16 protein-coding genes are annotated in these 15,001 nt (G+C 60.1%); 8 read left to right on the forward strand and 8 right to left on the reverse strand.

Features of this window, described 5'->3' with window-relative positions:
- Positions 1–6 precede the first annotated feature (6 nt).
- Both AB4O25_RS12315 and AB4O25_RS12320 read right to left on the reverse strand, forming a co-directional pair.
- On the reverse strand, positions 7–1,359 hold the full coding sequence (locus AB4O25_RS12315; protein WP_017529127.1) for a GntP family permease: 1,353 nt from the start codon (positions 1,357–1,359) through the stop codon (positions 7–9).
- An 83-nt stretch (positions 1,360–1,442) separates the two neighbouring features.
- Complete coding sequence (locus AB4O25_RS12320; RefSeq protein WP_017529128.1) at positions 1,443–1,976, reverse strand: gluconokinase; 534 nt, start codon at positions 1,974–1,976, stop codon at positions 1,443–1,445.
- A 212-nt stretch (positions 1,977–2,188) separates the two neighbouring features.
- Here AB4O25_RS12320 and gntR point away from each other — a divergent pair, with 212 nt between their 5' ends.
- The 4 genes from gntR to AB4O25_RS12340 all read left to right on the forward strand — a co-directional run bounded on the left by gntR (position 2,189) and on the right by AB4O25_RS12340 (position 5,246).
- On the forward strand, positions 2,189–3,220 hold the full coding sequence (gene gntR / locus AB4O25_RS12325) for an HTH-type transcriptional regulator GntR (protein ID WP_026067363.1): 1,032 nt from the start codon (positions 2,189–2,191) through the stop codon (positions 3,218–3,220).
- Between the two features lie 314 nt (positions 3,221–3,534).
- The gene (locus AB4O25_RS12330; RefSeq protein ID WP_017529130.1) at positions 3,535–3,765 is read left to right on the forward strand and encodes a DUF6124 family protein; all 231 of its coding nucleotides are present in this window, start codon (positions 3,535–3,537) and stop codon (positions 3,763–3,765) included.
- 186 nt (positions 3,766–3,951) lie between these two features.
- Complete coding sequence (locus AB4O25_RS12335; RefSeq protein ID WP_017529131.1) at positions 3,952–4,587, forward strand: glutathione S-transferase family protein; 636 nt, start codon at positions 3,952–3,954, stop codon at positions 4,585–4,587.
- A gap of 161 nt (positions 4,588–4,748) precedes the next feature.
- Positions 4,749–5,246: a hypothetical protein gene (locus AB4O25_RS12340; RefSeq protein ID WP_017529132.1), complete on the forward strand. Its 498-nt coding sequence runs from the start codon at positions 4,749–4,751 to the stop codon at positions 5,244–5,246.
- Positions 5,247–5,318: 72 nt separating this feature from the next.
- Here the strand turns inward: AB4O25_RS12340 and AB4O25_RS12345 are convergent, their stop codons facing one another.
- Positions 5,319–6,188: a LysR family transcriptional regulator gene (locus AB4O25_RS12345; RefSeq protein ID WP_017529133.1), complete on the reverse strand. Its 870-nt coding sequence runs from the start codon at positions 6,186–6,188 to the stop codon at positions 5,319–5,321.
- 97 nt (positions 6,189–6,285) lie between these two features.
- On the opposite strand from AB4O25_RS12345, the gene gstA reads away from it, so the two are divergent.
- Positions 6,286–6,888: a glutathione transferase GstA gene (gene gstA / locus AB4O25_RS12350; protein ID WP_460150897.1), complete on the forward strand. Its 603-nt coding sequence runs from the start codon at positions 6,286–6,288 to the stop codon at positions 6,886–6,888.
- 232 nt (positions 6,889–7,120) lie between these two features.
- Positions 7,121–7,528 carry a GNAT family N-acetyltransferase gene (locus tag AB4O25_RS12355; protein WP_068937291.1) on the forward strand — a complete coding sequence of 136 codons (408 nt, stop codon included), beginning with the start codon at positions 7,121–7,123 and terminating at the stop codon, positions 7,526–7,528.
- Between the two features lie 46 nt (positions 7,529–7,574).
- Here AB4O25_RS12355 and def read toward each other — a convergent pair whose 3' ends face one another.
- The 3 genes from def to AB4O25_RS12370 all read right to left on the reverse strand — a co-directional run bounded on the left by def (position 7,575) and on the right by AB4O25_RS12370 (position 9,427).
- The gene (def, locus tag AB4O25_RS12360) at positions 7,575–8,114 is read right to left on the reverse strand and encodes a peptide deformylase (RefSeq protein WP_017529136.1); all 540 of its coding nucleotides are present in this window, start codon (positions 8,112–8,114) and stop codon (positions 7,575–7,577) included.
- Entirely contained in the window at positions 8,111–9,061 is a 951-nt protein-coding gene (locus AB4O25_RS12365; RefSeq protein WP_017529137.1) for a YihY/virulence factor BrkB family protein, read from the reverse strand. The genes def and AB4O25_RS12365 overlap by 4 nt, the downstream gene beginning before the upstream one ends.
- 180 nt (positions 9,062–9,241) lie before the next feature.
- On the reverse strand, positions 9,242–9,427 hold the full coding sequence (locus AB4O25_RS12370) for a CsbD family protein (protein WP_017529138.1): 186 nt from the start codon (positions 9,425–9,427) through the stop codon (positions 9,242–9,244).
- A gap of 200 nt (positions 9,428–9,627) precedes the next feature.
- On the opposite strand from AB4O25_RS12370, the gene AB4O25_RS12375 reads away from it, so the two are divergent.
- Positions 9,628–10,005, forward strand: a complete 378-nt coding sequence (locus AB4O25_RS12375) for a hypothetical protein (RefSeq protein ID WP_017529139.1) — start codon at positions 9,628–9,630, stop codon at positions 10,003–10,005.
- A 57-nt stretch (positions 10,006–10,062) separates the two neighbouring features.
- On the opposite strand, the gene fadD1 is transcribed toward AB4O25_RS12375, so the two are convergent.
- Together fadD1 and fadD2 are read right to left on the reverse strand one after the other, a co-directional pair.
- Complete coding sequence (gene fadD1 / locus AB4O25_RS12380) at positions 10,063–11,754, reverse strand: long-chain-fatty-acid--CoA ligase FadD1 (RefSeq protein ID WP_017529140.1); 1,692 nt, start codon at positions 11,752–11,754, stop codon at positions 10,063–10,065.
- A gap of 382 nt (positions 11,755–12,136) precedes the next feature.
- Complete coding sequence (gene fadD2 / locus AB4O25_RS12385) at positions 12,137–13,825, reverse strand: long-chain-fatty-acid--CoA ligase FadD2 (protein WP_065876701.1); 1,689 nt, start codon at positions 13,823–13,825, stop codon at positions 12,137–12,139.
- 212 nt (positions 13,826–14,037) lie between these two features.
- Between fadD2 and AB4O25_RS12390 the strand changes: the two genes are divergently transcribed.
- Positions 14,038–14,982 (forward strand): alpha/beta hydrolase, encoded by a 945-nt coding sequence (locus AB4O25_RS12390; protein ID WP_017529142.1) that lies wholly within the window; start codon positions 14,038–14,040, stop codon positions 14,980–14,982.
- Positions 14,983–15,001 lie beyond the last annotated feature (19 nt).

Genomic DNA, 15,001 nt, shown 5'->3' on the forward strand with positions numbered 1-15,001 from the left:
TGTCTGTTAGACCACCAACGACAGCAGCATGATGAAGATCAGTGCCACGATGGACAGGATGGTTTCCATCGCCGTCCAGGTCTTGAAGGTTTCTGCCACGGTCATGTTGAAGTACTGCTTCACCAGCCAGAACCCCGCATCGTTGACGTGAGACAAGATCAACGAGCCCGCCCCCGTCGCCAACACCAGCAATTCGCGGTTAACCCCTGGGATCATTCCTACCACCGGCACCACGATGCCCGCGCCAGTGATGGTCGCCACGGTCGCGGAACCGGTGGCCACGCGGATCACCGCCGCCACCAGCCACGCCAGCAGAATCGGGTTGATCTGCGCGTTCACCGCCATATGGCCGATCACGTCACCCACGCCGCTGGTCACCAGCATCTGCTTGAAGCCACCACCGGCACCGATGATCAGGATGATCGCAGCGGTGGGCGCCAGGCTTGCGTCGAGCAGCTTGAGGATCTGCTTGGCGTGGATGCCCTGGCGAGTGCCGAAGGTATACAGCGACAGCAGCAGCGCCAGCAGCAAGGCGGTGATCGGGTGACCGATCATGTCCATCCAGTTGCGCACTACGTTGCCTTCGGCAAACGCGATGTCGGCGAAGGTTTTGAGCAGCATCAGGAACACCGGCAACAGCACGGTGACCAGGGTGATGCCGAAGCTTGGCAGCGACTTGTTATCGGTCTCGCGGGCCAGTTGGTCGACCAGCTCCTGGGACGGGTTGCCGGGGATGTACTTGGCGATGAACGTACCGAAGATCGGGCCGGCAATGATGGCAGTCGGCAGGGCGACGATCAGGCCGTACAGGATGGTCTTGCCGATGTCCGCGCCAAACACGCCGATGGCCAGCAGCGGGCCCGGATGCGGTGGCACCAGGCCGTGCACCGCCGACAGGCCGGCCAGCAGCGGGATGCCGATCTTGATCAACGACACGCCGGTGCGGCGCGCAACAATAAACACCAGCGGGATCAGCAGTACAAAACCGATCTCGAAGAACAGCGGGATGCCCACCAGGAAGGCGGCAAACATCATGGCCCACTGGACCTTGTCCTTGCCGAAAGCGCGGATCAGGGTCTGGGCGATCTGATCGGCGCCGCCGGATTCGGCCATCATCTTGCCGAGCATGGTGCCCAGCGCGAGGATGATGCCGACAAAGCCGAGCACCCCGCCAAAACCGTCCTGGAACGCCTTGATGATCTTGTCCACGGGCATGCCCGAGGTCAGGCCGAGGAAGCCGGCCGCGATGATCAACGCAATAAAGGGGTGAACCTTGAACTTGGTGATCAGAACGATCAACCCGATGATGGTGACGACTGCATCTAGCAGCAGGTACGACTCGTGGGACATGCCAAACATGGGGGTCTCTCCTGTTTGTTGTTGTTATTAAAGCGGGTGTTGAATTTCCTTCCGGGGATAGCGCTATCTTTTCCGGCAAAAAATTAATCAGTTCGTTCAAAACCGTGCAGAAGCCACCAGGCGTTGGTTTGCTCGGCCAGGGCCTCAACGCTGTCTTCGCTGGCGTTGAGGGCCAGGGTCAGCGGCTCGCCTTTGGGCGATTCAAGGGTGGCGAACTGGCTGTCTATGAGGCTTGCCGGCATGAAATGGCCGGGGCGATGGGACACGCGGTCCGAGGCCACTTCACGGGTCAGTTCCAAAAAGACGAAACCCAGGCCCGGCGCGGCTTCACGCAGGTGGTCGCGGTATTTCTTCTTCAGGGCTGAACAGGTGAGCACCGGGTGTTCACCGGCTTTAAGAGAGCGGCGCAGTTCATCGCAGAGGATGTCGAGCCAGCCGGCGCGGTCGTCGTCGTCGAGGGGGTGGCCTGCGCTCATCTTTTCGATGTTGGCGGCGGGGTGAAAGCTGTCGCCTTCAATGGCAGTGGCGCCGTTCAGCCGGCACAGGGCCTCGCTGACACTGGTCTTGCCGCAGCCGGCGACGCCCATGATGACCAGGGCGGTAACAGGTTGACTCATGAAACACCTCAAGACGCAGATAGCGCTACCTTTGCACGCCTTGAGGCAAGTGCAAAAACAGGCTTTTCCCGCGCCGTCTTGTCATTTTTATGGAGTGACGCGTGCATCCGCTCCAATCATTTGAACCGGATCAGGCAACCCAGAGTTCAATAATTTGCAGCCATTTGGAGACAGCGCTACCTTAGTGCCTCGATTTTTGTTTGGCAAGCCGCCTGATGACCTCCAAGAACGATAAAAATACGCGCACCACGGGTCGCCCGACCCTTAACGAAGTCGCCCGCCTGGCCGGCGTCAGCCCGATTACCGCTTCCCGCGCCTTGCGTGGCATCAGCACCGTCGCCGTTGAGCTGGTCGAAAAAGTGCAGCACGCCGCCGCCGAACTCAACTACGTGGTCAACCCCGCCGCCCGCGCCCTGGCCTCGGCCCAGAGCCATTCGGTGGTGGTATTGGTGCCGTCGTTGTCCAACCTGCTGTTCATCGAAACCCTCGAAGCCATTCACCAGGTGCTGCGGCCCAAGGGCTTCGAAGTGCTGATCGGCAACTCCCACTATTCGCGCGATGAAGAAGAAAATCTGCTGCGCAACTACATGGCCTACCAGCCTCGGGGTTTGCTGCTGACGGGGTTCGATCGCACCGAAAGCGCCCGACGGATGGTCGAGGCCAGTAACGTGCCCTGCGTATACATGATGGACCTGGACCCGAATGCGGGCGTGAACTGCGTGGGCTTCTCGCAACTGGCCGCGGGCGAAACAGCGGCGGCGCATTTATTGTCCCGTGGGCGCAAACGCCTGGCCTATATCGGCGCCCAGTTGGACCAACGCACCCTGCTGCGCGGCGAAGGGTTCCGCCGGGCATTGCAACAGGCGGGCAAGTACGACCCGGCGTTGGAACTGCTCACGCCGCGCCCGTCTTCCGTGGGCCTGGGCGGTGAGTTGTTTTTGCAACTGCTGGCCGCGCATCCGGATGTGGATGCGGTCTTCTTCGGCAACGACGACCTGGCCCATGGCGCCCTGCTGGAAGCGATGCGCCATGGTATTAAAGTGCCGGAGCGCGTGGCGGTGCTGGGCTTCAACGACTTGCCCGCGTCGGCGTTCATGGTGCCGCGCTTGAGCAGCATCAGCACGCCACGGGAAGCCATTGGCCGGCGCGCGGCGGAACATTTGTTGACGATCATGGCGGGTAACAAGATCGCCAAACCGGTGGTGGATATGGGGTTTGAGTTGCAGGTACGGGAAAGCACGTAAGACGCCTGTAAGACGGGGCTGACATCGCGGTAAGCCCCTTGCCCGGTTGCCTACGCTTACGTCAGAATCCGCCGGCTTGTGTGCCTGGGAGGTGGTCTTTAAGGTTGGCCGGTCGCTGAATTTTTCGGTGATCGGGTTTAGTAGCCCGACTATTGGTCACTCTTAGTGCATGAGCCTTTTCTGTTTTATGGCGGCTGTGCGTAGGGCATCTTCGGGTGCGCCGGCTTTGAGTGTCCACCGGTCTACTAACCTGCGTACAGCTGCCACCCTCGTTGAGTAGCGATGAGGTATCAGCCACATCAGGTACGTCAACAATGCAAAGCATCCCCACGCATACGCTCTTCACTGTCACTCCTGGTTCCTCCACCGAAACCCTGCTGATCAACAGCTACGAAACCGTGTCTGCCGTGAGCACCTTGTTGCTCGACCTGTCCAATGACCTCAGTGGTAAACAGCGTGATGTGGCATTGGCCATTCATCAACTGAGCGAGCTGTCCGTCTTGCTGGTGGGCAAAGCCATGGACCAACATACTCCGCGCTGTTAAGACCTTTACTCGGTCAAAATGTGGGAGGGGGCTTGCTCCCGATGACGGCGTGTCAGCCAAGTATTCATTAGCTGGACCACTGCTATCGGGAGCAAGCCCCCTTGTTTTACCGTGCCCGCTTGGGCATCTCGCCGTAGCGTGCAGGCCCTGCTAGATTGTCTCCCTCTCCACTGCCAGGGAATCACCATGGGACACTCACTGAAAATCCTCGGCCGCACCTCTTCCATCAATGTGCGCAAAGTACTCTGGACCTGCCACGAACTGGGCATCGACTACGCGCACGAGGACAACTGGGGCATCGGCTTCAAACCCACCCAATCCGCCGAATTCCTCGCCCTCAACCCCAACGCGCAAATACCGGTGCTGATCGACGACCATGGCGTGCTGTGGGAATCCAACACCATCTGCCGCTACCTCGTCAGCCTCTATCAGCGCCACGACCTGTTGCCCGCCGAACCCGCGCCACGGGCGCGGGTGGAGCAATGGATGGACTGGCAGGCCACCGAACTCAATCCGTCTTGGGGTTACGCTTTCCATGCCTTGGTGCGCCAGCACCCCGACTATCAGGACCCGGAGCGTATCAAGGCCGGTGTAAAGGCCTGGAACGACAAGATGGGTCTGCTGGAGCAGCAGCTCGCGAAAACAAAGGCCTACGTCGCCGGTGAAGAGTTCACCCTGGCCGACATCCTCATCGGCCTTTCGGTGCACCGTTGGCGCATGACACTCCCGGAGCATCCGCCCTACCCCGCCATCGCGGCCTACTACGAACGCCTCAGGCAACATCAGGGCTTCAAGAACTTCGCCCTCGACGGTCACAACTAGAATCGGCAAGACGTTTTCCCGAATCAGACGGCAACGCCTGGCCGCTGGCGGCACAAGTCTTGCCGCAGCGGCCATGCCATCCCCAACAAACACGGGGCTTTGATGCCCGGCACGCTATTTGCTCCAGCGGTTGCACCGTACATTTTCCCAGGTGACCGATCATGCTGGTTAACAACAACACCCAAGCCCTGTCGACCGTGCAACAGATCAAGCGGCCCGACATGGACCCCGCCAACGCCGCCGCCAGCGCGCTGTACAGCGGTGCCCTGCAAGCGGTGCAACAAAGCGTGACCGTGCCGGCCGCGCAGAAGGAACTGGACAAGGCGACCGATCGTATCGATGAAGCCTTCGCCAAGACCCGCGTGCAGTTACAGGCCAGCGCAGCAACCAGCGATGTGCCGTCGACCACGGCAGCTTCGGGCGCGCGCGCCGAGTTCACCGACTACATGAGCAAATCCCCGGCCGAGCGGATTCGTGAGCAGTTGCTCAAGGAGCAAGGCTTGACCGAGGCGGATGTGCAGACCATGTCGCAGGAAAAACAGGACGCTATTTCCAAGCAAGTGGCCGAGCGCCTCAAGCAGCAGCAAGAGCAGCAGGTAGCGGCGAAAACGGCAGACCCGCAGGCCCGGACAGTGAAAGAAACCCTGGCGGCAATCTAGGCCGCGCCGCTGGCCTGATGCGTGTGGTTTGAGCGGGCTATCAAAACGATGACAGGGGTTTGCGCAAGGCTGCTATTGAGCCAGCATTTGCAACAAGGCGCTGGCACTGGAGGACAGCGGGCGTCGTGGGGTTGCCACCAGCGCAAATTCACGATGCACCGGCACCTTCAACGGCATGACGCGCAAGCCTCGGCGCTCGACGGGCAAGGTCATTTCCGGCACCAGGGTCACGCCCACTCCTTCACGCACCAGGCTGAAGGCGCTGCTCCATTCGCGCACTTGCACGCGGATATCGCCCAGCGCCAGCCCGGCCTCGGCGCCAAGGCTGCGGGCATTGGCGGTGCAGCCGCCGGTGGCGAGTACAAAGGGTTGTTGAAGTAGTTCTTCCAGCGACACGCTGGCCTCAGAGGGGCGCTGTGCCAGTGCATGGTCCGCGGGCAATACTGCCAACCACAGGTCACGCCCCAGCAATGTGGCATTGCGCTCAGGCTGGGGGTTGAGCACCACGCCCAAGTCAATCAGGCCGGCCTCGAGCAAGGTGTCCACTTCGCTGTCGGTCACTTCGAGGGGAGTGACCTCGATACCTGGATACAGCTGGGCGAAACGCTGCAACTGCGGCGTTAGAAACTTAGCCAGCACACTCGGGAAACTGGCGATACGAATGCTCCCACGCAGCATCGGCCGGGCATGATCCACAGTGCGGCGAATCGTCTGCAAGGCGCCCAGCATCACCCGCGCCTGTTCGATCACGCTCAATCCCAGGGCAGTGGGCAAGGTGTTGCGCGGGGCTCGGGTGAACAGTTGCGCGCCCAGGGCCGCCTCCATGCCGGCCATGGCCTGGCTGGCGGCGGATTGGGTCATGCCCACGCGCTCGGCGGCGGCGGTGATGCTGCCGTGGTCGGCCACGGCCACCAGAAGGCGCCAGTGCATCAGATTCATCATGGCAGTCGCTGTCCTTATGGCAGGGCGCTGAAGGTTTAATTTTACCCACGGTGGCATGCCCGCGAGACTGGCGCAAATTCTGCGGAGCCGCCCCCTGATGAAACTGTACTTTTCTCCAAACGCCTGCTCCCTCGCCCCGCATATCGTGCTGCGCGAATTGGCGCTGCCCTTTGACCTGGTGCGAGTCGACAACCAGGCAAAAACCACCGCCGATGGCGAAGATTTCTTGCAGATCAATCCCAAGGGTTATGTGGCGGCGCTGCAACTGGACAATGGTCAGGTGCTGACCGAAGCCAGCGCCATCCTGCAATACCTCGCCGACCTCAAACCCGACGCTGAGTTGGCCCCGGCCAATGGCAGCTGGGAGCGCGTGCGCTTGCAGGAATGGCTGAACTTCATTGCCAGCGAAGTGCATGGCGGGTTAGCGGTGTTCTTCAACAGCGCGATCCAAGGTGACATCAAGGCGATGTTCATGGCCACGCTACTCAAGCGCTTTGCGATTCTGGTACAGACGCTGGAGCGGCAGGACTACTTGATGGGTTCACAGTTTTCGGTAGCGGATGTGTATTTGTTCGTGGTGCTGCGCTGGGCCGACATTCACGCGATCAATCTGCGCGAGTGGCCGGCGCTGGCAGCGTTTCAACAACGGGTAAGTGCACGGCCAACGGTGATTGCCGCGTTGGCCGCTGAAAACCGCTGAAGCTAAGGTGATCAGTGCCCGAACAGCCCGGTTTCGGTCTTCTTGGCTTTTTTGTCGGCACGTTTTTCATCGGCGGTCTTTGCCGGTTTTTTCTTCGCGGCTTTCTTTGAATCCATACCTTTGGCCATGCTGCGTACTCCACTGTAAGGGGATGCAGCATTGGGTATACCACCTATTACCCGGCAGAAGGCGCTTATAATCGCCGGCTCTTCATAACGCGTGCTTGAACACCATGCCCGAGTTGCCCATTGATCTGCTGGCAGAGCCCCTGTGGCCGCTGCTGAACAAGTTTTATCGCCGCCATGACTCTTCGATGAAAGCCCTCAAGGGTGGACGACTATGGGTTGTGCGGGATACAGAAATTGTGGCCGGGCTGTGCCTGAGCCCCGTGGTGGGTGGACAGTGGCTGACGGGGATGTTCGTCGACCCGGCCTATCGCGGCCAGGGGCTGGCGACGCGGTTGATTCAACAGGCGGTCGCCGGGGTGGACGGCACGGTGTGGCTGCTGTGCCATCCGGATCTGGAAGGCCTGTATCAGCGCATGGGGTTTTCCCAGGACACCGTGCTGCCGCAGTCGCTAAGTGAGCGGTTGGTGCGCTACAAGCGTAATAAGCCAATGATTGCGATGGGTTTGCAATAACCAGGGTAGCGAGGCAAGCCCTCCACCCGTTTGATCGGTGTGGACGTTATTCGTCGGCCGTCGGATCCATGTCCGGGAACATCACCTCGATAAATCCGAACTTGCTGAAATCGGTAATCCGCGACGGGTACAACCGACCGATCAGGTGATCGCATTCATGCTGCACCACCCGCGCATGGAAACCGTCGGCAAAACGCACAATCGGCTCGCCCTTCGGGTCAAACCCCTCATAGCGAATCTGCTGGTAACGGTTCACCGCGCCGCGTAACCCGGGCACGGAAAGGCAGCCTTCATAGCCCTCTTCCAACACCGGGCTGAGCGGCGTGATCAGCGGGTTGATCAGGATGGTCTGCGGTACCGGCGGTGCATCCGGGTAACGTTCGCTGGCTTCGAAGCCAAAGATCACCAATTGCAGGTCCACGCCGATCTGCGGCGCGGCCAGGCCTACGCCACCGACATGCTCCATGGTCTGGAACATGTCGTCGATCAATTGCCACAGCTCGGGGCTGTCGAACATTTCCGGCGGAACCGCAGGGGCGATGCGCAGCAGGCGTTCGTCGCCCATTTTCAGGATGTCACGGATCATTGATCAGGCTCGACGGGGGTGGGTTTGGAGTGGTCCCGGCCGAGACCGGAGACATGCTGTTTTTCTTGCGCGGGCTCATCGATCCCCTTCGCGCCGGGCGCCTTGCCTTCGGCCGACATGTGCTCGATCACTGCATTCATCTCGGCACCGAGCAGCAGCACGGCGGCCGAAATGTAGAAGTACAGCAGCAGCACAATGATCGCGCCGATACTGCCATACATGGCGTTGTAGTCGGCAAAGGTTTTGACGTAATAACCAAAGCCCAGCGACGCGACGATCCACACCACCACCGCCAACACCGAGCCTGGGGTGATAAAGCGGAATTGCTGCTCCACGTCGGGCATCACGTAGTACATGAGGGCCACGGCGAACATCAGCAGAATCACGATCAGCGGCCAGCGCACGATGGTCCACAGGGTAACCACGAACTCCTGCATGCCGATCTGCCCGGCCAGCCACTCCATCACCTGCGGGCCGAGCACCATCAGCGCGGCGGCGGCCAGCAGCATGCCGGCGATGCCGACGGTGTAGAAAATCGACAGCGGGAAACGCTTCCAGATCGGCCGGCCTTCCACCACATCGTAGGCGGCGTTCATCGCGCTCATCATCAGGCGCACGCCGGCTGAAGCGGTCCACAACGCAATCACGATACCCACCGAAAGCAGGCCGCCCTTGGACTGTTGCAACTGGTCGATCACCGGGTTGACCTGCTCCAGGGCCTGGGGCGGCAATACCAGCTCCGACTGCAGGCGCAGCCAACTGAAAAAGTCCGGCAAGTGCAGGAAACCGATCAGGGCAATCAGGAACAGCAGGAAGGGAAACAGCGAAAACAGCATCTGGTAGGCCAGTGCCGAAGCGTAGGTGGACATCTCGTCATCGACGAATTCCTTGACGGTGCGCGCCAGTACCTTGTGCAGCTTGAGACCATCGAGAACCGGAAAGATCATAGCGTCTCCTTTCGCCGCAAAGAGGGTGAGGTCGTGGGCGACTCAGGGGCCGTTTTCTACATCAAAGTAGCCCATTTGGCGACTTTGAAACAATTTCGAAAGTTTAGTTGCAGTAACCGATACAAAAACGGCCATCCGTGGATGGCCGCAGCGCTGCATCAAGACCGCCGGCATATCGATTTACCGGGTGGCTTTTTTTACCGCATCTTTGGTATCGCCGACCGCTTGCTGCACTTCGCCTTTCTTCTCCTGGATCACACCTTCCGCGCGCAGCTTGTCGTTGCCGGTGACTTTGCCGACGCCTTGCTTGATGTTGCCAGCTGCTTCGTTCGCCAAACCTTTTGCCTTATCTGATGTGCTGCTCATGGTATTTCTCCGAAGGAACAATCAAAGGTTTTGGTCATTGCGTAGCGATTGACCCGAGGCCGTTCGACAGAGTTTCAATTATTTTGCGGCAGGCATTTCATCGAAAGCGGCAGGTTTGGCTTTATGTTTTGTGGCCAACCCACGAGAATGCCCGGCACATTCAGGCTATAACGCTGAATAACAGATCCCGTAGGAAGGTTATGAAACTCAATAAAGCACAGGCCATCGCCCGCAGAAACCAGGAATTGGGCGGTGCCGTACTCGGCGTCAACAACTGCCACTTCACCGACCTGGACCGCAAACGCAACATCTGGTGGTTCGACCTGCCGGTAGGCCGTATTGCCGTCGGCCAGTACGAGTGGATTCACCTGTTGATGCACAACGCCGAGTCCGACCAGTTGCTGCACCTGAAGGTGCCGACGGCGTTCCTGCGTGAGAAGCTCGAAGGCTTGGTGGTGCGTAACGCGGGCAAGCGCAGCCCGGAGATCACCCTGGAGCTGAGCGCGGACAAGGATTCGTTCTTGAAGGATGTACGCCCGGCGGGTGCGGGTGTGAGCTTCGCGCAGTTCGCCCTGTAAGCACACAGGACAAAAAATGTGGGAGGGGCGCACCGTCCCTCCCACATTTGGACCGGGTTACTTTTTAAGGCCGAGTTTCTTCAACTCTTCATCACGCAACTCACGCCGCAGGATCTTGCCCACGTTGGTGGTCGGCAGCGCATCGCGGAACTCCACGGCCTTGGGCACCTTGTAGCCGGTGACGTTGGCGCGCATGTGTTCCATCACCTGCTCCTTGGTCAGGGTGGCGCCCGGCTTGACCACGATGAAGATCTTGATGTGCTCCCCGGACTTTTCGTCCGGCACACCAATGGCCGCGCATTGCAGCACGCCCGGCAGGGTGGCCAGTACGTCTTCCAGCTCGTTGGGGTACACGTTGAAGCCCGAGACCAGGATCATGTCCTTCTTGCGGTCGACAATGCGCATGTAGCCATCCGGCTGGATGATCGCGATATCACCGGTCTTCAGCCAGCCTTCGCTGTCGAGCATCTCGTCGGTGGCGTCCTGGCGCTGCCAGTAGCCTTTCATCACCTGCGGGCCCTTGACGCACAGCTCGCCGACTTCCCCCAGGGCCAACTCGACGCCGTCATCGGTGATGACCTTGCACAGGGTCGAGGGCACCGGAATGCCGATGGTGCCAAGCTGGATATGCTGGATCGGGTTGACCGTAGCCACCGGGCTGGTTTCGGTCATGCCGTAGCCTTCGCAGATGCCACAGCCGGTCACGGCTTTCCAGCGTTCGGCGGCCGCCAGTTGCAGGGCCATGCCGCCCGACAGGGTGACCTTGAGCGCGGAGAAATCCAGCTTGCGAAAGGCTTCGTTGTTGCACAGCGCCACAAACAGCGTGTTAAGGCCGACAAAGCCGCTGAACTTCCACTTGGACAGTTCCTTGACCATCGCCGGCAGGTCACGCGGGTTGCTGATCAGGATGTTGTGGTTGCCGATCAGCATCATCGCCATGCAATGAAAGGTGAAAGCATAGATGTGATACAGCGGCAGCGGCGTGATCAGGATCTCGCAACCTTCGTTGAGGTTGGAGCCCATCAGTGCCTTGCACTGCAACATGTTGGCGACCAGGTTGCGGTGGGTGAGCATCGCCCCCTTGGCCACGCCGGTGGTGCCGCCGGTGTATTGCAGCACCGCCACTTCGCTGCTGGCCGGGCTGGCATCGCTGACCGGCTGGCCATGGCCTTTGGCGAGCACATCGTTGAACTTGATCGCGTGCGGTAAGTGGTACGCCGGGACCATTTTCTTCACGTACTTGATGACACTGTTGATCAGCAGGCGCTTGAGCGGCGGCAGCAGGTCGGCGACTTCGGTGACAATCACGTGCTTGACGGCGGTCTTGGGCACGACCTTTTCCGCCAGATGCGCCATGTTGGCCAGGCAGACCAGGGCCTTGGCGCCGGAATCGTTGAATTGGTGTTCCATTTCCCGCGCGGTGTACAGCGGGTTGGTGTTGACCACGATCAGGCCGGCACGGATGGCACCGAACACGGCGACGGGATATTGCAGGACGTTGGGCAGTTGCACGGCGATTCGGTCGCCGGGCTTCAAGTCGGTGTGCTGTTGCAGGTACGCGGCGAAGGCGCCGGACAATTCGTACAACTCACCGTAGGTGATTGTCTTGCCCAGGTTGCTGAAAGCCGGTTTGTTGGCGAAGCGCTGGCAGGACTGCTTCAGTACCGCCTGAATATTTGGATACTCGTCTGGATTGATGTCTGCAGCAATCCCGGCGGGGTACTTATCCTTCCAAAAGTCTTCGTGCATGGAAAGCCCACTCCTCAGCGACGCGAATTCATCATCGCATTTGATGCGATTATTATTGGTGTATGTTTTTTTAAGGTGAATCTGGCGCTTTCAAGCAGGCCTAGACGTCACAAAGCGCGCCGAGAGTAGCAGCTTTGCCAAGGGCCGACTAGAGCCAAACGAGGGCCCCACAGTCACTATCATGACTGTCCTACAATATTTGGTCACACTTTAAACAAAGCCGAAATGCCTCAGCGAGAGGCTCTGGAATAAGGCTTTCAGCACAACATAAAACACATGTGGGAGGGGCTTGCTCCCGATGGCAGTGGGTCAGTCACACAGTTGGTGACTGAACGCCGCCATCGGGAGCAAGCCCTCTCCCACATTTTGAATCTATTTCAACTCAGGCGATGTCGCGCAGCTCACGCCGCAAAATTTTCCCTACCGGCGTCATCGGCAACGAATCGCGCAGCACAATCTGCTTGGGTACCTTATAGCCCGTGAAGTTGGCCTTGCAGTAACTCTTGAGCTCTTCAAGGCTCACGCCTTCGGCACGCGCCACCACGAACAGCTTCACCGCCTCCCCCGTGCGTTCGTCCGGCACGCCGATCACCGCACAGTTGGCCACCCCCGGGTGAGCCATCACCACGTCTTCGATTTCATTGGGGTACACGTTGAAACCGGAGACGATGATCAGGTCTTTCTTGCGATCGACAATCCGTACAAAACCATCCTCATCAATCACCGCGATATCGCCAGTCCTGAGCCAGCCTTCGGCGTCCAGAGCCTCGGCGGTGGCGGCCGGCTGCTGCCAGTAGCCCTTCATCACCTGCGGCCCCTTGATGCACAACTCGCCGCGTTCACCCAGGGGCAACTCGACGCCATCATCATCAATCACCTTCATCGCGGTGGCCGGCACCGGAATGCCCACGGTGCCGAGGCGCGATTTGTTGCCATAGGGGTTGGTACTCGCCACGGGCGAGGTTTCCGTCAGGCCGTAGCCCTCGCCAATCGCACAGCCGGTCAGTTGCTCCCAGCGCTCGGCCGTGGCCTTGATCAGTGCGGTGCCGCCGGAGTTGGTGAGTTTGAGGTGGGAGAAATCCAGGCTCTTGAAGTCGGGGTGGTCCATCAACGCCACAAACAGCGTGTTGAGCCCCAGCAGCCCGGTAAAGCGCCACTTTTTCAGCTCCTTGATAAACCCGCCGATGTCCCGGGGGTTGGTGATGAGCACGTTGTGGTTGCCCGAGACCATCATGCACATGCAATTGGCGGTGAAGGCGTAGATATGGTAAAGCGGCAGCGGCGCGATCATCACCTCCTGCCCTTCCTTGATCAGCGGGTGGCCGTCCTCGCCGGTTTGCGACATGCAGGCACGCACCTGCTGCATGTTCGCCACCAGGTTGCCATGGGTGAGCATCGCGCCCTTGGCCAGGCCGGTGGTGCCACCGGTGTATTGCAGCACGGCGATGTCATCCAGGCCCACCGGATGGCGCGTTACGCCCAGGCCGGCGCCCATGCGCAGCGCGCGCTTGAACGACACCGCGCGCGGCAGGTGATAGGCGGGGACCATTTTCTTCACCTTGTCGACCACGGTATTGATCAGCCAGCCTTTGGCGGCGGGCATGAAGTCGCCCATCCTGGCCTCGATCAGGTAGTCGATCTCGGTATCGTTGCACACCTCCTGTACCCGCGAACCGAACAGGTTGAGGTAGACCAGGGCACGCACGCCGGCGTCCTTGAACTGGTGGCGCATCTCGCGCGGGGTGTACAGCGGGTTAGTGTTGACCACGATCAGGCCGGCGCGCAGGGCGCCGAACACGGCAATCGGGTAATGCAGCACGTTGGGCATTTGCACGGCGATGCGCTCGCCGGGCTTGAGGTCGGTGTGCTGTTGCAGGTAGCCGGCGAACGCCGCACTCTGGCGTTCAAGCTCGGCGTAGGTCAGGGTAATGCCCATGTTGCTGAACGCCGGACGGTCGGCAAAGGTCTTGCAGGAACGCTCGAAGACCTCGATCACCGACTTGTAGGCCGAGAGGTCGATGGCATTGGGAACCCCCGCCGCGCGTTTGTCATTCCAGAAATCAGGTTGCATTATTCTTGTCCTCTGTACCTGAAGGTGTCCGGCCGCTTATAAAAAGCGGAGCTTTGGGGACGTTAGCAGCTATAGCCAAACAGGCAAATACACTCAATCGTGTCATTGATTGTATGAATCTTGTCCCTGACGCGTAGGCAGATACCCCGCCCTCTGGCAGATGAGCTATACACTGCAACGACCCCCGAGCAACCTTGAAGAAAGGACGCGTCATGAATCACAGCACCCACTGGCTGACCGCGAATGACCACAGCCGCCTGTACGTCAATCAATGGATGCCCGACGAGCCGGCCCATGCGGTGGTCATGCTGTCCCACGGCATGGCCGAGCACAGCGGGCGCTATGCGCGGTTGGCCAAGGCCCTGTGCGCCGCCGGCTATGGTGTGTATGCGCCGGACCAGCGTGGCCACGGCCGCACCGCCGATGAAGGCACGCTGGGGTTGTACGCCGAGGAGGATGGCTGGAACAAAGTGGTGGGCGACCTGGCGAGTCTCAACCAGCACATTGGCCAGCAGCACCCAGGGTTGCCGATCATATTGTTGGGCCACAGCATGGGCAGCTACATCGCCCAGGCCTACCTGTTGCACCACAGCGCCAGCCTGCACGGGGCGATTCTCAGTGGGTCGAATTTCCAGCCGGTGGCGCTATACCGCGCCGCCCGCGTGATCGCCCGCGCCGAGCGTGTGCGCCAGGGTTTGCGCGGTCGCAGCGCGCTGATCGAGTTCCTGTCGTTCGGCTCGTTCAACAAAGCGTTCAAGCCCAACCGCACGGCGTTCGACTGGCTCAGCCGCGACCCCGCAGAGGTGGACAAGTACATCAATGACCCGCTTTGCGGTTTTCGCTGCACCAACCAACTGTGGGTCGATTTGCTCGGCGGCTTGCAGCAAATCAGCAAAGCGTCCAACCTCGCGCAGATCGATCCGGGCCTGCCGATCCTGGTCATAGGCGGCGAATGTGATCCGGTGAGTGAGGGCAAGCGTCTCAACAGTCTGGCCACCGCCCTGCGTGAGGCCGGCTGTCAGCATTTGCAACTCAATATCTACCCGCAGGCGCGTCACGAAGTGTTCAACGAAACCAACCGCGATGAAGTCACCGCGGATGTGCTGACGTGGCTCGACCAGGCCCTGACCCTGCGCAGGCCGGTCCACTGCGAATAAATTCCGCTTAAAAATCAGC

The sequence above is a fragment of the Pseudomonas sp. S3_A03 genome, assembly GCF_054668275.1.